The sequence below is a fragment of the Listeria sp. LM90SB2 genome (assembly GCF_028867355.1).
Lineage (GTDB): Bacteria > Bacillota > Bacilli > Lactobacillales > Listeriaceae > Listeria > Listeria monocytogenes_B.
In genome coordinates this window covers 1209864-1227373 of the sequence record NZ_CP046449.1, presented here as the reverse complement: position 1 = coordinate 1227373, position 17510 = coordinate 1209864, and the positions used below count along the sequence as shown (strand labels likewise).

General features: G+C 40.4%; 21 protein-coding genes and 1 riboswitch. Of the genes, 1 reads left to right on the top strand and 20 read right to left on the bottom strand.

The window, feature by feature from the left end; translation table 11 throughout:
* Positions 1 to 2 precede the first annotated feature (2 nt).
* Positions 3 to 470 carry a DMT family transporter gene (locus GL301_RS06135; protein WP_003721608.1) on the top strand — a complete coding sequence of 156 codons (468 nt, stop codon included), beginning with the start codon at positions 3 to 5 and terminating at the stop codon, positions 468 to 470.
* Positions 471 to 514: 44 nt separating this feature from the next.
* Here GL301_RS06135 and GL301_RS06130 read toward each other — a convergent pair whose 3' ends face one another.
* The 20 genes from GL301_RS06130 to GL301_RS06035 form a co-directional block, all read right to left on the bottom strand.
* Positions 515 to 1081 (bottom strand): cob(I)yrinic acid a,c-diamide adenosyltransferase, encoded by a 567-nt coding sequence (locus tag GL301_RS06130; RefSeq protein ID WP_003724741.1) that lies wholly within the window; start codon positions 1079 to 1081, stop codon positions 515 to 517.
* Complete coding sequence (locus GL301_RS06125) at positions 1045 to 2580, bottom strand: cobyric acid synthase (protein WP_070213775.1); 1536 nt, start codon at positions 2578 to 2580, stop codon at positions 1045 to 1047. Before GL301_RS06125 ends, GL301_RS06130 begins: the two co-directional genes overlap by 37 nt.
* Complete coding sequence (locus tag GL301_RS06120; RefSeq protein WP_003724739.1) at positions 2580 to 3386, bottom strand: ATP-binding cassette domain-containing protein; 807 nt, start codon at positions 3384 to 3386, stop codon at positions 2580 to 2582. Before GL301_RS06120 ends, GL301_RS06125 begins: the two co-directional genes overlap by 1 nt.
* A 12-nt stretch (positions 3387 to 3398) precedes the next feature.
* Positions 3399 to 4076: an energy-coupling factor ABC transporter transmembrane protein gene (locus GL301_RS06115; RefSeq protein WP_274758854.1), complete on the bottom strand. Its 678-nt coding sequence runs from the start codon at positions 4074 to 4076 to the stop codon at positions 3399 to 3401.
* On the bottom strand, positions 4063 to 4359 hold the full coding sequence (locus tag GL301_RS06110; RefSeq protein ID WP_003721603.1) for an energy-coupling factor ABC transporter substrate-binding protein: 297 nt from the start codon (positions 4357 to 4359) through the stop codon (positions 4063 to 4065). Before GL301_RS06110 ends, GL301_RS06115 begins: the two co-directional genes overlap by 14 nt.
* Positions 4356 to 5006: an energy-coupling factor ABC transporter permease gene (locus GL301_RS06105; protein ID WP_074046969.1), complete on the bottom strand. Its 651-nt coding sequence runs from the start codon at positions 5004 to 5006 to the stop codon at positions 4356 to 4358. Before GL301_RS06105 ends, GL301_RS06110 begins: the two co-directional genes overlap by 4 nt.
* Positions 5007 to 5086: 80 nt before the next feature.
* Positions 5087 to 5797: a cobalt-factor II C(20)-methyltransferase gene (locus tag GL301_RS06100; RefSeq protein ID WP_003726947.1), complete on the bottom strand. Its 711-nt coding sequence runs from the start codon at positions 5795 to 5797 to the stop codon at positions 5087 to 5089.
* Positions 5790 to 6575, bottom strand: a complete 786-nt coding sequence (locus tag GL301_RS06095) for a sirohydrochlorin cobaltochelatase (protein ID WP_003724736.1) — start codon at positions 6573 to 6575, stop codon at positions 5790 to 5792. The genes GL301_RS06100 and GL301_RS06095 overlap by 8 nt, the downstream gene beginning before the upstream one ends.
* Positions 6572 to 8053 (bottom strand): uroporphyrinogen-III C-methyltransferase, encoded by a 1482-nt coding sequence (gene cobA, locus GL301_RS06090; RefSeq protein ID WP_010958864.1) that lies wholly within the window; start codon positions 8051 to 8053, stop codon positions 6572 to 6574. Before cobA ends, GL301_RS06095 begins: the two co-directional genes overlap by 4 nt.
* Positions 8053 to 8805: a precorrin-6A reductase gene (cobK, locus tag GL301_RS06085; protein WP_003730978.1), complete on the bottom strand. Its 753-nt coding sequence runs from the start codon at positions 8803 to 8805 to the stop codon at positions 8053 to 8055. The genes cobA and cobK overlap by 1 nt, the downstream gene beginning before the upstream one ends.
* On the bottom strand, positions 8802 to 9527 hold the full coding sequence (gene cobJ / locus GL301_RS06080) for a precorrin-3B C(17)-methyltransferase (protein ID WP_003726949.1): 726 nt from the start codon (positions 9525 to 9527) through the stop codon (positions 8802 to 8804). Before cobJ ends, cobK begins: the two co-directional genes overlap by 4 nt.
* Positions 9524 to 10555: a cobalt-precorrin 5A hydrolase gene (gene cbiG, locus GL301_RS06075; RefSeq protein WP_274758853.1), complete on the bottom strand. Its 1032-nt coding sequence runs from the start codon at positions 10553 to 10555 to the stop codon at positions 9524 to 9526. The genes cobJ and cbiG overlap by 4 nt, the downstream gene beginning before the upstream one ends.
* Positions 10542 to 11291, bottom strand: coding sequence for a cobalt-precorrin-4 methyltransferase (locus GL301_RS06070; protein ID WP_003724731.1), 750 nt, complete (start codon positions 11289 to 11291; stop codon positions 10542 to 10544). Before GL301_RS06070 ends, cbiG begins: the two co-directional genes overlap by 14 nt.
* 5 nt (positions 11292 to 11296) lie before the next feature.
* Positions 11297 to 11866 carry a decarboxylating cobalt-precorrin-6B (C(15))-methyltransferase gene (locus GL301_RS06065; RefSeq protein WP_003724730.1) on the bottom strand — a complete coding sequence of 190 codons (570 nt, stop codon included), beginning with the start codon at positions 11864 to 11866 and terminating at the stop codon, positions 11297 to 11299.
* A complete protein-coding gene (locus GL301_RS06060) occupies positions 11856 to 12452 on the bottom strand; it encodes a cobalt-precorrin-7 (C(5))-methyltransferase (protein WP_003724729.1) in 597 nt (198 codons plus the stop codon). The genes GL301_RS06065 and GL301_RS06060 overlap by 11 nt, the downstream gene beginning before the upstream one ends.
* Positions 12449 to 13570, bottom strand: a complete 1122-nt coding sequence (cbiD, locus tag GL301_RS06055; RefSeq protein WP_003724728.1) for a cobalt-precorrin-5B (C(1))-methyltransferase CbiD — start codon at positions 13568 to 13570, stop codon at positions 12449 to 12451. Before cbiD ends, GL301_RS06060 begins: the two co-directional genes overlap by 4 nt.
* Positions 13571 to 13585: 15 nt before the next feature.
* The gene (locus tag GL301_RS06050) at positions 13586 to 14218 is read right to left on the bottom strand and encodes a cobalt-precorrin-8 methylmutase (protein ID WP_003724727.1); all 633 of its coding nucleotides are present in this window, start codon (positions 14216 to 14218) and stop codon (positions 13586 to 13588) included.
* Positions 14219 to 14230: 12 nt separating this feature from the next.
* Positions 14231 to 15178 carry an adenosylcobinamide-phosphate synthase CbiB gene (gene cbiB, locus GL301_RS06045; RefSeq protein ID WP_003734689.1) on the bottom strand — a complete coding sequence of 316 codons (948 nt, stop codon included), beginning with the start codon at positions 15176 to 15178 and terminating at the stop codon, positions 14231 to 14233.
* A complete protein-coding gene (locus GL301_RS06040; RefSeq protein WP_003724725.1) occupies positions 15175 to 16533 on the bottom strand; it encodes a cobyrinic acid a,c-diamide synthase CobB in 1359 nt (452 codons plus the stop codon). Before GL301_RS06040 ends, cbiB begins: the two co-directional genes overlap by 4 nt.
* A gap of 161 nt (positions 16534 to 16694) precedes the next feature.
* Positions 16695 to 16884: riboswitch (cobalamin riboswitch) on the bottom strand.
* On the bottom strand, positions 16866 to 17360 hold the full coding sequence (locus tag GL301_RS06035) for an alpha-ribazole transporter (RefSeq protein WP_003724724.1): 495 nt from the start codon (positions 17358 to 17360) through the stop codon (positions 16866 to 16868). (Overlaps the previous riboswitch by 19 nt.)
* Positions 17361 to 17510 lie beyond the last annotated feature (150 nt).

Below are 17510 nucleotides of genomic sequence, written 5' to 3'. Positions count from 1 at the left end.
ACATGACAAAAAGATCATCCAAATCATTATTACTATTTATGGCAATGGGACTTGTTTCTGGACTACTTTCCCCGATTCAAACGTCGATTAATAGCCAACTTCGGCTCACTGTCGGTTCTCCTTTTGTGGCATCATTTATTTCCTTTTTAGTTGGGACAACGTTACTTACGCTTGTTTGTTTAATTGTCGAGCGTCGTTTGACTTTTCAACTGAAAGGTGTCGGCCGAATTCCTTGGTGGGTTTTCACTGGCGGTGCGCTTGGAGTGCTCTTCGTAACTTCTAACATTTTACTTTTACCATTACTCGGCTCAGCAATGACGGTTGTTTTAGCGCTTTGTGGGCAAATGATTATTGCACTTATTATTGATCATTTTGGTTTTTTCGGGGTTATTCCTCATCCAATTAACCGTTATCGTATGATTGGTGTTTTATTAATGCTTGTTGGTGTATTTTTAATTCAACGTTTTTAAAAAAGGAAAACCTCTCCGGCTTTGATGTCTGGAGAGGTTTTTTATTATTTCTTTTTATTGCGGAAAACGAGTTCGGAATTTTTGTAAAAAATGTCTGTTTCACCAGCGCGGTAATTGACGACTCTGGCAACGGCAAAAAAGTAATCCGATAAACGGTTGACGTATTTTAATACTTCTTCGTTACTTGAAGCAATTTTTAACATACCGACGATTTCGCGTTCAGCTCTTCTTGTTACGGTTCTAGCCATGTGCAGTAATGAGGCTGCTTGCGTTCCACCTGGTAGGATAAATTTTTCTATTTCTGGGGGTTCATCGGCGTAGATGTCAATTCGGTCTTCTAGCCACGCAACAGGCTCACTTGTTAATTTATACGCACGCTTGCCTTCTTCGGTTGCAAGATCCCCTCCTGCATCAAATAATTGCTGTTGAATTTGTTCGAGTTCGGCTTGAATTTCTGGTTCAGCCCCAAGTGTTGTTATCGTGTAGCCAATCAGCGAATTAAGTTCATCCAAAGTTCCATATGCATCGATACGGATATTATCTTTACTTACTTTGCTACCCCCGATAATTCTTGTCATTCCTTTATCGCCGGTTTTTGTGTAGATACGCATATTTTTTCTCCTTTCATGATTTTTTCTAGTTGGTCCATTTGAATATTTGCTTCTAAAAGGGCCGCTAGTTTGTCGTATTCTTGTTCTTTGTGTTCTTTCAGATTAATGATTTCATGCGGATAAACGGATTTGTTTTTACGTGTTAGTAGTTCGTCAAATAGATTTCCTAAGAAAACATCATTGTCGAAAATACCATGAATATATGTGCCGATGATATTTTTGTTGACAGAGATAGCGCCATCTTGGTGGGTTTCTTCGTTTCCGTTCACCGCTTTAATTTCGCAAAATGGACTAGTGCTCTCGCCTCGCTTCGTCTCACCCATATGGATTTCGTAACCTTCAACTGCTTCACCTGAATGCGTCACACCTGTAATTTGAGTAGTGCGTTTTTGGTCGAGAAAAATGGTCTCGGTATCTAGTAAACCAAGTCCGGCTATTTCTAATTGTTTACTCTCCACTTGATTCGGATCGAGCATTTTTTGACCGAGCATTTGGTAGCCACCACAAATCCCGATTACTTTTCCGGCATTTTCCGCAAAATTTTGAATAGCTTTTTTCAGTCCTGATTCTTCGAGAAATGCCATGTCTTCTAGCGTATTTTTACTGCCTGGAATGATGACTAAATCAGGTTTTCCAAAATCAGCTAGATTTCGTATGTAGCGCAAACTTATTTCCGGTTGGATTTCCAAACTATGAAAGTCTGTAAAGTTCGAAATACGTGGTAAACAAATAATCGCGATATCAAGCAGTGCGTTACTATCTGGCGCGTAATTTTTCCCACTTAGAGAAACGCTGTCCTCTTCTTCCAGTTGTAGATTGGCATAAGGAATCACACCGATAACCGGGACGTTTGTGAGTTCCTCAATCATATCAATTCCGGGTTGTAAAAGAGCTGCATCGCCACGGAATTTATTGATAATAACACCTTTGATTCGAGCCCGCTCTTCTTCATTTAACAGCATAATGGTGCCGTATATCGAAGCAAAAACGCCACCTTTGTCAATATCAGCAACTAAGACAACTGGGGCATCGACCATTTTTGCCATGCCCATATTCACGATATCTCGGTCGTTTAAGTTGATTTCGGCTGGGCTTCCAGCACCTTCTAGTACAATAATATCATTTTCATCTGCTAAACTCTGGTAAACTGCCTGGATTTTCGGGATAAGGGTTTGTTTGAAATCGTGGTACGTCACAGCATCCATATTATCTAAAATTGCACCCATAAAAATCACTTGCGACTGCCTGTCATTGGTCGGTTTAAGTAACACGGGATTCATCCGGACATCTGGAAAAACACCAGCTGCTTCTGCTTGAAAAACTTGTGCGCGTCCCATTTCATCTCCTGTCGCCGTTATGAAAGAATTGAGTGACATATTTTGAGATTTAAATGGAACAACTCGCTTTCCTTTATTTTTGAATAGGCGGCATAGGCCTGCAACCAGTACACTTTTCCCGGCATCAGAAGCGGTACCTTGAATCATTATTTGCTTTACCATTAATTAGTCACCTTCCCCGTATGCGCGAAAAAATCGGCTTCTTTTTTGAACAGTGGGTAGCCAGCTTGCTGATGCAATTTGATGAGCCAAGGCTGTACTAATCCCGCTTGTTCGACATTACTTTTCTCTAAGAAAACGTTGCTCGTTTCCCCGTCTGTCAAAACGCTTCCGTCCTTCAGCATATAGACATAATCACAAATTTCATAAATTAAATCGATATCATGACTGGAAATAAGTATTTTCTTTCCTTGGCTTGCAAGACGTTCGATGATTTCCATCATGATTTTTTTGCCAATCGGATCAAGACCAGCAGTTGGTTCATCTAAAAGTAACCAATCTGTATCAAGAACAAGGGCACCCGCAATTGCGACACGTTTTTTTTGACCGTAGCTTAAATACTGGACTGGTTTATGCTGAAAGTCCTTTGCCCCAACAATGTCTAATACTTTCGTCACTCGTGCCTCTACTTCCGTTTCGCTAACACCTAGGTTTCTAAGTGCAAAGGCTACATCATCACGAACATTCGAATAAAAAATTTGTTGGTCGGGATCTTGGAAAACGATGCTTACTTTTTTTCGTAAAGCAAATAATGCTTTTTTCGTATACGCGAGTGGTTTTCCTTCAAAATAAACGGTGCCATCGCTCGGTTTGTTAATTCCAAGTAACTGCATAAAAAGTGTCGATTTACCGGAGCCATTCGCACCAATAAGTCCGATAATATTGCCTTTTTCTAAATCAATTGAAACATCCGTTAAGGCTTGTTTGCCATCTTCGTATTGGAATGAAATATGTTCTGTTTTAAGCAAATTGGCTTCCTCCTAGATATGAAATTCTCCTTGATATAGCTTCACATCAAGTGTTATGACCATTTCATTATATCTTTTCATAACACGATTAAATAAAGTATTTACGAGCATGCCAAATGAACGATAACTATTTTTTATGCCGTGATAACCAAAACGCAGGCTCTGCGCTTTTCGAATTGCCGCCGCTTCCTCTAAGAAAATAAAGATAAAACGGTAAATCAAAATGGTCAGTTCAATCAGTACTTTTGGAATAAAAATTCGCTTCATCACTTTTGTTAATTGTACCACGGGAACGGTCAAGACGAAAAAGTAGGTTGCGGCTAAGCAAGCGATACTCCGGAAAAAGACTTGTGTTACCGTCGTAATAGTCACGTCTGATACACCGAGATACAAACTCCCAATCGAAATCGAAGCGAGAAAACTGCTTGGATCTTTAGAAATCGAAATGAGAATCGAAAGTAAACTAAAAAGTAGAAATGAAAATGGTAAAAGGAGCCATTTCAAATATTGTTTAAAGTGAATTTTAACGACATAGAGCGTCAATGGTACCATGCAGAAGAACAGTATTGCTTGGATGAGCACAGGACCAGTTAACGCGAGTATTAGAATCGCGACATAAAATAATGCTTTTAATGATGGCGAAAAAGCTATCCACCGGTTTTGATAAGCATATTTATCAATGGTTAACATCGTTCTCAGCTTTCCGCTTGCCACGACTTACACCAATGACATACGCGATAATTCCTGTTCCGATACAACCTTGAAGCGTAAATAATAAGCTTTCAATTTCACCACTTTTTGGTTCATAAAGAGGTTCAAACCACGGTTCATAGCTTGGATCGATTTTGGTGATTTCCGCCTCTGCTTCCCCGTCCGAGCCACCGTATTCTCCCGTTTTATTGAAGAAGAATGGACTAACCATTAACAATACAACTAATAGAATTAAAATGACATTGATATTTATTTTTTTCATCGTAATTGTGCCACCTTTTCTGGTAAATTTTTGCTAATAAGATTGTACATGACTACCGTTAGCAATCCTTCTGCAATCGCAATTGGAACTTGTGTCACACAGAAAATCGCCATGAACTTCAGAATGGATGCCATCATGCCGGATGCTGGATCTGGGAAAACGACTCCGAGCTGGACGCTGGTAGTTAAGTAGGTTGCTAAGTCAGCTGTCATCGCACATAAGAAAATCGAAACACTTTTATTACAGTTTAATTTACGAGCGAGTTTGTATACGACAAAACCAACCATTGGACCAATAACCGCCATCGACATTGCGTTTGCCCCAAGTGTTGTAATACCGCCGTGTGCAAGTAGTAACGCTTGGAAAAGCAAGACAATCACACCAAGTACACTGACAACGAGCGGTCCGAACATAACAGTTGCAAGACCTACTCCAGTCGGATGAGAACAAGATCCTGTAACGGACGGAATTTTAAGCGCTGAAAGAACAAAGATAAAGGCTGCGCATAGTGCTAACAGTAATTTGTTGTTTTTATCTAGGGCAATTAATTTACGAATACGAATTAAACCAAGTATAAGGAATGGGATAAAAACAATGAACCAAAAGACAGCCCATTTAACTGGTAAAAAGCCCTCCATAATATGCATTGCGTGTGCGGATTCTGGATTCGTTAAAGTAAAATAAATAACACCGATTAAAACAAATGGTAGAAACTTCCATAATTTTTTCATTTATATTGCTCCCTTCTTTTTTTCACGATAATCGTGGTAAAGTATGACATTTTTTCGTCTGGGTTTATCTCGTTCATGCCGTATGTGATTTTTTCAGTCGCCATGGCAACATCGCTTACTACTACTGCTGCATCAAGTAAATTCAGTTTTTTTAGTAATGTCGTAAGAAGGGGTAAATTGCTTGCAGCTTTCATTAAGACAACTGTGTCAAATAAAGTGAGCGCTTGTTCGATTTTTTCAGCACCTGCTGTTACAGGGATGACAGCGAAACTTTCCTCGTCCATTACGAGTGGTAATTCAATCTTGGAGGCGATATTGGAAAAGGACGAAATACCTGCGAGTGTCACTGTTTCAATCTCTCCTTTTAATAATTCGAGTAAATAGCTATAAGTGCTGTAAACCATTGGATCGCCAAGTGTGATGAAACCAACATCATGCCCGTTTTGAACATCTGCTTTGATTTCTTCGGCGATTTCTTTCCATGCAAGCATTTTTTCTTCTTTGTTGTAACTCATTGGAAAATGGCGTTCTTTAATGATTAATGTATCTTTTAAATAAGGGCTGACGATTTTCTTAGCTAAACTTTCGCCGCCTTTTTTGGGTTGTGGCGTGTAGAGAATTTCTAAATTTCCGAGTCTTTCTGCTGCTTCCATCGTGACTAACTTGCTATCTCCAGGACCTGTACCAATGCCGTAAAATTTAGCCACGTGCTTTCACCCTTTCTATTGCCGTGTGGATATGATCGATAAATTGGGCTTGAATAAGCGGATTTTCGCCTAGACCTTGCAAATGACATTCAGTTTGAATGCCAGCTTGTTCCAGCGTGCTTTTCCAAGAATCCTCGTCATCAGAAGCCATATCGTTCGTAGCGTGATCACCTGCTACAAGCATAAACGGCATTAGGTGCGCTTTTTTTATATTTGCTTGTTGTAATCGTTCAATTACTTGGTCAAGACCAGGGTAACTTTCTACCGCACAAAGGTAAATTGGTTCGTTTAACAACATATGGTCAAGGCATGCATAGGCGCTGAAAGCACGATGCTTCGAACCATGTCCCATGAGAATTAGCGCTTCTTGTTCTTTTAAAGGTGGCATTTGGTGGCGAATGGCTTCGATTGCTTTTTCGTAATCTTCCATCGAATCAAGTAACGGTTGGCTGACAATAATGGAATCGAAATCCGGCTTGAATTTTTCCACCTGTGCAGTGATTTTTTCAAATTCACCACCACTAATAATATGTAGCGACTGAATAATGACTTCTTTGTAGCCTAATTCCTTTAGTTGGTTTAATGCTTGGCTTGGTGTGTTAATATGCATATTGTCACGAGTTTTTAGTTTTTTGATGATTTTATTGGATGTGAATGCACGAAACACGTTGTAATCTGGGAACTCTTGGGCCACTTTTTTTTCACAGGCTTCAATCGTTTTTTCTCTTGTTTCAGGATAACTTGTGCCAAAACTAACGACTAAAATCGCTTTTTTCATTGTGGTACTCCTTCTAATTTTGTTTTTTGGATTAGTTCAATTAAGCTCTCTGGTGTGGCGCTTTCGGCTTCGATAAAATTGTTGATACCGAATGATGCTAACGTTGCGCTCGTGAACCTTCCAATGGAAAGAATTGTTTTCGTTTGTAAAATGGCTTTTTCTTCGGTTGTTAGTACGTCGAGTAAATTTTGAACGGAACGCGAACTTGAGAAACAAACTTGTTCAAAGCTTGCAAGGTCAAATGGTCGTTCTGTCACAGGACGCATATCATATAACGGCATCATTTCCATCGCTTCCACTTCTGCTAAAATTGCGTTAACTTCTGCCGTATCAACTATGCTTCCGATAATTAAGTTGCTCACATTTTTCTGTAACCGTGGTAAATGCTCCAAAATTAATTCCGTGCTCCGCCTTTTAATGAAACTATCTGGAATAATTCCTTTTTCACTAAAAGCTTCTTTTGTTTGTTTGCCAATAGCGGTAAGATGGGTATTTTTTAGAGAACGAATATCTAAATCAAGCTGGGCTAAATAATCAAAAAATCGTTCTACCGCTTCTTTGGATGTGAAAAGAAGTTCGCTTACTTCGCTTAGTTCTTCTTTTGTTTTCGTTGGCACAACATCTACTACTTGAATATTGGGATACATTGTTACTTCTCCGCCTAAATCGCGAATTTGTTCCGCGAGCATACTTTTTCCAGCTCGTGCTCTTGGAAGTAATACTTTTGTATGGAAAAGTGGCATTTCCTCAAAGAAGTTAAGCTGCGGTCGTAAGCTCACCACATCACCAACGACAATAAGTGCCGGCGAAGAAATACCAGATTCCGCTACTTTTTGTTCGATGTTTTGTAAGTTCCCGGTAACCGTTAATTGTTTGCCGCGAGATGCCCATTGTACAATCGCAACACCCGTTTCGGCTTTTCGACCATTTTCTAGTAAGTTCGCACAAATATTAGGCAAATTAGTCATTCCCATCAGGAAAACGAGCGTACCTTCCAGTCTAGCAAGGGCTTCCCAATCTAGTGGATCGCGTCCTTTTTTCAAATGTCCGGTAATCACGTGAAAACTCGAAGCAAAATCACGATGTGTTACTGGGATTCCAGCGTAGGCAAGCCCACCAATCGCGGATGTGATTCCAGGAATAACTTCAAATGGAATTCCCGCTTTATAGAGTGTCTCGCCTTCTTCCCCACCGCGACCAAACACATAAGGGTCTCCTGCTTTTAGACGAACAACCAGCTCATTTGTCGCAGCTTCTTTAACAAGAATTTGCTCGATTTCCTCTTGGGGAATTGGATGATGAAGTGGTTCTTTTCCGACATAAATGAGTTTACAACTAGCTTTTCGTTCTTGGAGCATCGCTGGTTCAACGAGGCGATCGTATACAATAACATCTGCCTTTTGCAGTGCAGCTAAACCTTTCACGGTTAGCAGCTGTGCATCTCCAGGACCTGCACCAATTAACATGACTTTTCCCATTAGTAGACCTCCAATTGAGTTAAAATTTCTGGTAGTTCGCTTAAATGATTTATTTCGATTGGATAATTTAATTTTTTGCGACGAATCACAATAACTGGAATATTTAATTCTGCGGCAGCTGCGAGTTTTTCTTGAAAGCCACCTTGTTTTCCACTCTCTTTAGTGATTAATACATCTGCCCCAGTCATTTCTAGTTGAGTTCGGTTCGCTTCTTTGGTGAACGGTCCTTTCATGCCAATGATCTGGTCGGCAACGAGACCTAGTTCTTCGGCTGAACAAATTACATCAGACACTGGTAAAATACGAGCGATGATATGTCGATTGTTTAAACCAGCTACGAATTCTGGTAAATTTTTACTACCAGTTGTAAGAAAGATTCGTTTCCCAAGTTTCATTGCAACTGCACAAGCTTCCTCAATATCTGCTACCAAATAAGTATTATCTGTTTGTTCACTAGTGCGTTCAAAACGAATATAAGGAATGTCCGCTTCTTTGCATGCCTCCATCGCTGTTTCAGAAACAATGGTCGCAAATGGATGAGTCGCATCAATAACGAGGTGAACTTTTGTAGCATGCCATTTTAGGAGCATTTCCTCTTTTGATAATCTGCCACAAAATACGTTTTCGGCATGTTGTTTCGCTAAAGTTTCTCCGTAATCGGTTGCGACAGAGAGTATAAAGGCTTGCTTTTTTTCCGTTAGCCAGTCGCTAATCGCCAAGCTATCCGAAGTTCCTCCTAGCACGAAAATCATAGTGTGTAACCTCGTGGTGTGATCATTTTGCCATTTTTCACGTAGGTTTCTTTGTTTCCTACAATCACCATCGTTGTCATATCCACTAACTCATAATCAATATCTCGCATCGTTGTAATGATTTTTCGCTCTTCTTTTCGACCAACATCTTTCACAATACCAACAACTGTGTCCCCTGATTTATGCTCCATCATCTTTTGAAAAGCATTGGCCAAATGATTGGCGCGGCCTTTACTTCTCGGATTGTAAAAACAGACAACAAAATCGGCCATTGCAGCGTGGGTTAGACGTTTTTCGATTACTTCCCATGGTGTCATTAAATCGCTTAAACTAATATGGCAAAAATCGTGCATAATTGGCGCGCCGAGAACAGCAGCGGCTCCAATACTTGCGGTAATTCCTGGAATCACTTTGACTTCTAAATCTGGGTTGCTTTTTTCTGCGAGTTCTAAAACTAGACCAGCCATACCGTAAATTCCTGCATCGCCACTTGAAACAACTGCTACTTTTTTTCCTGTTAGTGCAATATCAACGGCTTCTTGGCAACGATCGATTTCGCGGCGCATGCCTGTTTTCACTACTTCTTTATCTTTAATTAGCTCTTTGATGAGTTTGATGTACGTTACGTAACCAACAATCACCTCCGCGTCTTCTATTGCTTGCAGTGCTTCACCGGTCATTAATCGTTTATCTCCTGGGCCAATTCCGATTACATAAATCATTTTGCCACCTCACTATTTTTAGTTAATTTCCCTGCTGCGAAAGTCACGCCATTTTCAGCAAATCGGCTTGTAACAACGTTTCCGTTACTACCAATGTCTGCTGACGATAGGGCGACATTTCCTACTTGAACAGTTTTTTGAACAAAAGCGGATGTTGGATATTTTCCAGCAACTGTTTGTAATTCTTCTGCTGGATGGACAATAAATGGGACACGCCATTTCTCCGCTAAATGAAGAATTGCCGGTTCTTCCGCTTTTAAAGTAATACTATGAATCTCACGGAATGCCCGCGGGTGTATGTTTTCTTGTTCACAAAAATGTGTAAATGCTGCATCTATCGTTTCCGCTGAAACGCCTTTTCTGCAACCGACCCCGAGGATAAATTGCTTAGGTACCAGCTGGATGCATTCATGTGTCGCCACTTGTAGTTTATATTTAGTTGAAATGTAAACTTGCGGGCTAACTTCTTCCATTGTAAAACCGCGTGTATCTATATTTAATGGCTCATCGATGTACAATCCAACTTCTTTTCCTGCTGCAAGTAAACCATTGATGCGTTTTGTTGTCGCTTTAAAATCTGGTAAATAACCATTTAATTGTTTGGCGATATTATCAATGGCAGCTACATTTGCGCGGTCTGTTGCGGTTGTAATTACTGCCGCACCACCAGTTATCATAGCGATTTGTTCGGTTAGTTCATTTGCCCCGCCAACATGTCCTGAAAGCAAGCTGATAATAAATTTCCCATGTTCATCCATGACAAGTACTGCTGGATCAGACAGCTTGTCTTCTATCGCTGGAGCAAGCGTTCGAACCGCAATTCCAGTCGCCATAATACAAATCAATGCTTGATATTTTGTGAAAATTTCGCGCATCGCTGTTCCAAAATCCGGCGTTAAAGAATTTGTTTGCTCATTGCAATGCTTTCCTGGTACAAAAATCGTTGCTGCTACCGTTTTTGTTAACGTTATTGCTAAATCGCGACCACGTTCTGTGACAGCAATAATCGCCAGTTTATCTATATTCATGTTTGAAATCCTTGTCGTATAGCTTAGAATAATAAAACTCTTCTCCAAGGAAATCACCGACCATAATAAGCGCCGTTTTCGTAATTCCAGCTTCTGTTACTTTTTCTGCGATATCTTCTAACGTGCCGGTTACTTTCTTTTCTTCCGCCCAAGTCGCTTTGTAAATGACAGCTGCTGGGGTTTCTGGTTTATAACCGCCTTTGATTAATTCTGAAACGACTTTTCTAATACCTTGAACGGACAAGAAAATTACCATTGAAGTTTGGTGCGCCGCGTATGAACGGAGGGATTCACGCGATGGTACTGGAGTTCTGCCAGCCATTCGGGTAATAATTACACTCTGACTTACTTCTGGAACTGTATACTCCACCCCAAAACTGCTTGCCGCGCCAAGGAATGAACTCACACCCGGTGTACATGTGAAGGGAATCGAACGCTTTTTCATTTCCTCGACCTGTTCACGAATCGAACCATAAATAGAAAAGTCTCCGGTTTGCAAACGAACCACTTCTTTACCAGCAGTCACGCCCGCTTCCATGCAGTCGATGATTTCGATTAAATTCATGCTTGCACTATTATGGATTTCGCAGTCTGGTTTACAATATTCTAGCAACTCCGGGTTTACGAGCGACCCTGCATAAATAACGACATCCGCCTCTTTTAATAATTGATATCCTTTTAAGGTAATTAACTCTTTATCTCCTGGTCCTGCTCCGACGAAATGTACTTCTGCCATTTTCTTCACTCCTCTAGTTTTTTACAGCCAATAATGACGGTTGGATTTTGTGGTTCAAAATAATGACCTGCTCCAAGTTTATGCCAACTCGAAACTTGGATTTGTTTCATCGTTAATTCACTCACTGTTAATTTTTCCAAATGGTTCATTGCAGTTAACGCATTTTCAAGCAAAATAAAATTAAGTACCAAACCGCCTCCCGGGTTCAAATGTGCCAACGACCAGTCGATAATATCGGTTAAATTGCCACCACTTCCACCAATAAAAATAGCATCAAATGTTTCCTTTTCAGGCAATTCAATTGGCGCGTATGCTTCGATAACTGTTACATTTTCTAATCCAAATTTCGCTTGATTTTGTTTAATTAAATCCACTGCATCTGGGTTTCGTTCAATCGCAGTAACTTGGATTTTCGGGAAATTACAAGCAACTTGAAGACCAACGCTCCCAGTCCCCGCTCCAACATCTAGTAATTTCTTTGACGTATCATCTAAGTTAAGTAAATCAATGCTTGCCGCTCGCACTTCTGCTTTTGTCATCGGTACTTTACCACGAATAAAAACCTCATCCTTCATCTACAATCACCACTACATTCATATCGTATTTTTTTGCTACTTGTTCTGGTTTCAACTTATGAATTCGTTCCTCTTTTGAACTCAAATTTTCTCCAATAAACAGGATTTTTTTTAATCCACGTTGTAAAATTTCAGCAGCGATTTCATATGGACCAATGATTGTATCTGTTACCATCGCGACTTTTTCGTGTTGTAACAAGAAGTCGAAGTTTGGCGTTTTACCGTGGCTGCTCGTAATAAAACAGTCATTCATCGGTAATTGAATTCGATGAAACATCATTTGAATCGCACTAATTCCCGGAACAATCCGGACATCTTCTGAAAAATTTGCCAGCGCCCAGTTGCCAATCCCATATAATAGTGGATCTCCGGAAGCTAGAATAACCACGTTTTTGTTTTGATGCGGGATGTTTTTCAAATCTGCTAGTTTTTTTGGCAAAAGCATTGGCGTTGCTGTCGTTAGTTCTGTGATTTCTTGTAATTGTCTTGTTGATCCATACACTATTTCGGCGGTACTTAACACTTGTTTTGCTTCGTTTATTACCAAATTTGTATCTCCTGGTCCAATCCCAACTACTGTAATCATCGCCATTCCTCCCGGAGTACATCGATATCTTTCGTTGCAGCAAGCAACCCACGTTCGGTCGAAAAAGTAACTACATCGACTTCCACACTAGGTTTCGTGAATTTCAAAAATCGTTCTGATCTTGCTTTGATTTTTTGCACAATGACGTCATATACTTGGGTAAAGCCAGCTTCTTCAATTAATTCGCCTGCTGCCTCTGTCGTATTGCACTTCTCCACTGCTTGTAAAAGCGATAACGGGGCGCCGAGCAAAGCTAAATTAGCGACTAAAATTTCCGCCCGCGCATCTGCATCTTTACTGTACGTCGTAAAAATCCCTGCTGAAACCTTCACCAATTTGCCAAAATGACCAACCATTAGCACTTTTTTGAAAGCTAGACGCTGTGTTTCTTTTAACATATAACCAACGAAATTACTCATGGAAACAATATTTCCGCTTGAAAAACCAAGCGTATTCTGAACAAAATCATCCCCGTAATTACCGGGAACAAGAATAATTTGGTCGAGACCTTGATTCCGTTTCATTTCAAGCTCCATCGATAAGGATTTTTTCCAGCCTTCATCCGACATAGGGGTAACAATGCCAGTCGTTCCTAAAATAGAAATTCCACCGATAATCCCTAAGTTGCTATTCATGGTTCGTTTCGCGCGCTCTTCTCCTTCTGGTGCATAGACTAGTATCTTTGCACCACGATTTTCGCCAAGCGATTCGCGTACGGTTGCTAAAATATTTTTCCGCGGTGCCGGATTAATCGCCGCTTCTCCCACTGCAACAGAAATTCCTTTTTGTGTAGCGCGACCGATACCAACACCACCATCTAATACGACTTCCGCGTTATCGGTTAGATCAACATCTACAAAAATCCACATTCCGTGTGTCGCATCAATATCATCGCCACCATCTTTTTGAACCGCTGCTGTGGCTTTGTCTTTCGAAAACTTTTGATACGCCACGGGGATTTCCAGAATCGTTCCGCCAGTAGTTGTGACTTGTACTGCACTCACTTCTTCTTGCGTTAGAATCATTTCCACACAAGCTTTAGCAGCAGCAGCCGCACACGTACCAGTCGTATAGCCTTTACGGTATTTTTTGCCGTTATAATAAATAAAATCTTCCATTACTCGTCGCCTTCTTTACATCGTAATCAAGATTGCATTAATGATAGCTGCAGCAAGATTACTACCGCCTTTTCTACCGCGTGCGACAATGGCTGGGATATCTGTTTCTAAAATTTCCTCTTTACATTCAGCCGCTCCGACAAAACCAACCGGTACTGCCACTACTGCATCTGCTTGCAATTCCCCACTTTCTGTCATCTCGATAATTTTATACACCGCAGTTGGCGCATTTCCGAGGACAAATAGTTTCGGTCCATCTTTTAAAGAAGCGAGTTTAATTCCAGCCATAGAGCGTGTAATCCCATGCTGTTTGGCAATCTCCATCGTCTCTGGGTCACTCACATAACAATGATATTTACACCCAAGTTCATCTAAAAGTCGTTTATTAATTCCACTAAGTGCCATATTCGTATCCGTGAAAATAGTTCCTTTATTTTGAAGAACATGAATGATTTTCGCGATGGCATCTTGTTGAAAAACGAGGCTATCTAAGTAATCAAAATCTGCCGTCGTATGTATTGCACGCTTGATAATCGCTTCCTCTAACTTGTTTTGAAATGTGTAATCTGGACGAATATCATTAATAATTTGTTGAATAATTTCAAAGCTTTTCTCTTCAATTTTGGCTGGATTCTTAATATAGTTCATCTTGCCACTCCTTTAAAATAATAGTAGATAAATACTTGCAAAAATGATAAAAGCGATCGTTGAAGCCGTATATAGCAAATGAATCGTTTGGCTAATTTCTTTTTCTGAAACGGGTTTATTTCCACTTCCAATGGTTGGTTTAATGACTGTTTCACCGAAGTACTCATGCGTTCCACCAAGTGTGATTCCAAGCGCTCCTGCTACTGCACCTTCAGGATAAGCGCAATTAGGACTCGTATGGTTTTTCCGATCTCGAAGCCCGATTTGCCAAGAAGCACGCCCGTCATACCTTAAAATAAAACTTGCAATGACAAGGAAAAACCAAGCTAATCTCGCTGGGATAAAATTGGCAATGTCATCCATTTTCGCGGAAACAAAACCAATTGCGCGGTATTTTTCGTTTTTATAACCGACCATCGAATCCAGTGTATTAACCGCTTTATACATCAAAGCAAGTACCGGCCCACCAATGAATAAGTAAAAAAGTGGTGCGATAACGCCATCCGCTGTATTTTCCGCCACAGTCTCTATCGTCGCTTTACTAATTTCTTCTGCGGTTAACTTATCCGTATCCCGACCAACAATCATTCCCACTTGCACTCTTGCAGCAGCCAAATCCCCGTCCGCCAAGGTCCGCTGTATTTTCCGAGCCTCTTTCGCAAGGCAAGTCATCGCAAGCGTCGTATAGCCTAAGTAAACAAAAACAGCTACGTAAAGCCAGTAAGCAATTTTGGCACTAAGAAATAGAATGAACCAGGATACAACTCCAGTCATACCAACCGTGAGAACAAATAGCAATCCACCGGCAAAATACAGTGATTTACCATGAAAGATTTTTCGTAAAATAATAGTCAACCACTTAATCAAGTTGCCGATCGCTTTAATAGGATGCGGCCAGCTATATGGATCACCTAATAAGCAATCTAAAATGAATGATGACGTATAAAATAACAATATCATCGCTCTATCGCTCCAAACATATGCGTTATTATCAATAGATTTTGATAGAAATGGATATGCAGGTAACTAGCGAACGTATTACCTTTTTGATAACCGCCGTGCCATTCTTTGACAATTTTGCCATCCCGCTTTTTCGTTAATTTCATACGTGTTGGTTCGGTCGTTTCAAAAACAGAATGATGAAATTCATGACCGCGAATAGCTGTCCCTTTTTTACCAAGTAGTGTGTCTTCTAAAGGTTCGGCGATACAGTAGCCAAACTTCCGAAGCCGCGTTGTCATCTTACTAACTCCATCAAAAACCCCTACCATTTCATAGGATTCAGCTTCCATTTCTAAACTCGAACCAAGATACATCAATCCGCCACACTCGGCATATATTGGCTTGCCTTGTTCATGCGCCGCCAAAATCGATTCGCGCATTGACTTGTTCTTCGCTAGCTGTTCCGCAAAAACCTCCGGAAATCCACCACCGATATAAATAAAATCAGCGTCCGGAACTTCCCTTTCTTCTAGCGGACTAAACGGAATCAGTGTGGCTCCAGTTGAGCGAATAAAATCCAAGTTATCTTGATAGTAAAAATGAAATGCGGCGTCGAGCGCATAAGCAACGCGCACTCCCGAAAAGTCCGGTACTTGTATTTCTGGTGGGTGTACGGTCAATTTCGCACCAGTCTTACTAATTGCTAACAACCTATCTAAATCAACATGTTCCGCAATCAAATCACCAAGTAACTCCCATTTCGTTTCTAATTCCGTCATTTCCTCTTTTGGCACTAATCCGAGATGACGTTCTGGAAGTGCCACCGCCGCATTTTTCGGCAAATACCCTAAAACAGGTACATCCGTATAGCGTTCAATCGCCCCTTTTATCAATGAAAAATGGTTTTCTGAAGCAACGCGATTAATAATCACCCCAGCAATGGTTAATTCCGGATCAAAACGATTAAATCCATCCACAATTGCCGCCGCAGAAGTGGATATCGCTTTACCATCCACGACTAAAATTACAGGCGTTTTCGTGCATTTAGCAATAAAAGATGTACTCGAATTATCACGATCAATACCAAGTCCATCAAAAAGACCCATTACACCTTCAATGACGGAAATATCCGCCGACTCTCCGTGCTTTTGAAAAAGAGTAGCTAGCATCGCATCATCATCTATCAGAAAACTGTCTAAATTGATAGAAGCAACGCCTGTTATCGCTTGATGATAATTTGTATCAATATAATCTGGACCTACTTTAAATGGTTGAACCCGCAGACCTCTTTTTTTTAGCGCGTGCATAATTCCAAGTGTGATCGTTGTTTTACCTGTACCACTTGATGCAGCTGCAATTAAGATTTTGTTCATCTTTTTTCACCTTTCACTTTAGCCATAAAAAAAGACGCCAAACAGAACATTGGCGTCTTTTTGAGATTTACGCAAATAAGCTATTTCCTTGTAGCACAAAGAAACTTCCCCATCGTGAAAATCTACTTAATCAAGACAACTCGCTCCCTTAGAAGTTGTTTTTGGATATCGAATATAAAAGCGGTCTCCTGACTTAACATCATCCTACTCACCAGTCTTCCCGGAATTGCTTCCAGTGACATATGTTTGGTTTTCGTCCGTATTACAGTAGCTAGGGCCTGTAGAGGATTTTCACCTCTTTCCCGGATTAATATATTCACCTATTTAGTTGTTTAGTACCCGGCAATTCGTCTTTTCCAGCGTTCTGGCAATACTTGGTAAACGACTTCTGCGACAAAAATGTTGCAAATCGAACCAATAGCAAGCACTGGGAACAAAACAAACACCGCTTGATGCATTAATGGATAAAGTGCAAGTAATGATAATGGACAATTAAAAACAAAAGCAACAATACTAGAAACACTAACCGCAACTAATTGATTCTTTTCTGCTAGTTTTTGGCGCGTAAAGCCATATGCAATCATCGTTACGCCCATCATTCCAGCAACAATCAAATGAATTGGTAGTGTGAGCGGAAAACCCGCTAGTAATGCTGATGTTAAATGACCGAAAATCCCAAGCACTGCTCCGTACATCGGACCAAGCAGCAAAGTCCCAATAAAAGCTGGGGCTGCGTCAAATGCAACTGAACCCATTAATTTTATGTTTGCGCCAATTACACACATTGCAATCAACATCGCACATAAGACTAATTTTTGAATTTTCAATTGAAAAGATCACCCTCTCATGAAAGCGTTATTTCCATTTCATTATATCCCTGTTAAACCACTGGTACAAGGTCACTTAGAGCACTGAAAACAAAATAGTGCAAGCTTTTAAAATCCCTTTTTTTCTGTTTTATATGGCAAAAATAGCCA

Bases quoted from the DNA above. Each gene is read 5' to 3' on its own strand.
- GL301_RS06135 (WP_003721608.1), top strand. From the start codon at position 3: ATGACAAAAAGATCATCCAAATCATTATTACTATTTATGGCAATGGGA.
- GL301_RS06130 (WP_003724741.1), bottom strand. From the start codon at position 1,081: ATGCGTATCTACACAAAAACCGGCGATAAAGGAATGACAAGAATTATC.
- GL301_RS06125 (WP_070213775.1), bottom strand. From the start codon at position 2,580: ATGGTAAAGCAAATAATGATTCAAGGTACCGCTTCTGATGCCGGGAAA.
- GL301_RS06115 (WP_274758854.1), bottom strand. From the start codon at position 4,076: ATGTTAACCATTGATAAATATGCTTATCAAAACCGGTGGATAGCTTTT.
- GL301_RS06110 (WP_003721603.1), bottom strand. From the start codon at position 4,359: ATGAAAAAAATAAATATCAATGTCATTTTAATTCTATTAGTTGTATTG.
- GL301_RS06105 (WP_074046969.1), bottom strand. From the start codon at position 5,006: ATGCATATTATGGAGGGCTTTTTACCAGTTAAATGGGCTGTCTTTTGG.
- GL301_RS06095 (WP_003724736.1), bottom strand. From the start codon at position 6,575: ATGAAAAAAGCGATTTTAGTCGTTAGTTTTGGCACAAGTTATCCTGAA.
- cobA (WP_010958864.1), bottom strand. From the start codon at position 8,053: ATGGGAAAAGTCATGTTAATTGGTGCAGGTCCTGGAGATGCACAGCTG.
- cobK (WP_003730978.1), bottom strand. From the start codon at position 8,805: ATGATTTTCGTGCTAGGAGGAACTTCGGATAGCTTGGCGATTAGCGAC.
- cobJ (WP_003726949.1), bottom strand. From the start codon at position 9,527: ATGATTTATGTAATCGGAATTGGCCCAGGAGATAAACGATTAATGACC.
- cbiG (WP_274758853.1), bottom strand. From the start codon at position 10,555: ATGAATATAGATAAACTGGCGATTATTGCTGTCACAGAACGTGGTCGC.
- GL301_RS06070 (WP_003724731.1), bottom strand. From the start codon at position 11,291: ATGGCAGAAGTACATTTCGTCGGAGCAGGACCAGGAGATAAAGAGTTA.
- GL301_RS06065 (WP_003724730.1), bottom strand. From the start codon at position 11,866: ATGAAGGATGAGGTTTTTATTCGTGGTAAAGTACCGATGACAAAAGCA.
- GL301_RS06060 (WP_003724729.1), bottom strand. From the start codon at position 12,452: ATGATTACAGTAGTTGGGATTGGACCAGGAGATACAAATTTGGTAATA.
- cbiD (WP_003724728.1), bottom strand. From the start codon at position 13,570: ATGGAAGATTTTATTTATTATAACGGCAAAAAATACCGTAAAGGCTAT.
- GL301_RS06050 (WP_003724727.1), bottom strand. From the start codon at position 14,218: ATGAACTATATTAAGAATCCAGCCAAAATTGAAGAGAAAAGCTTTGAA.
- cbiB (WP_003734689.1), bottom strand. From the start codon at position 15,178: ATGATATTGTTATTTTATACGTCATCATTCATTTTAGATTGCTTATTA.
- GL301_RS06040 (WP_003724725.1), bottom strand. From the start codon at position 16,533: ATGAACAAAATCTTAATTGCAGCTGCATCAAGTGGTACAGGTAAAACA.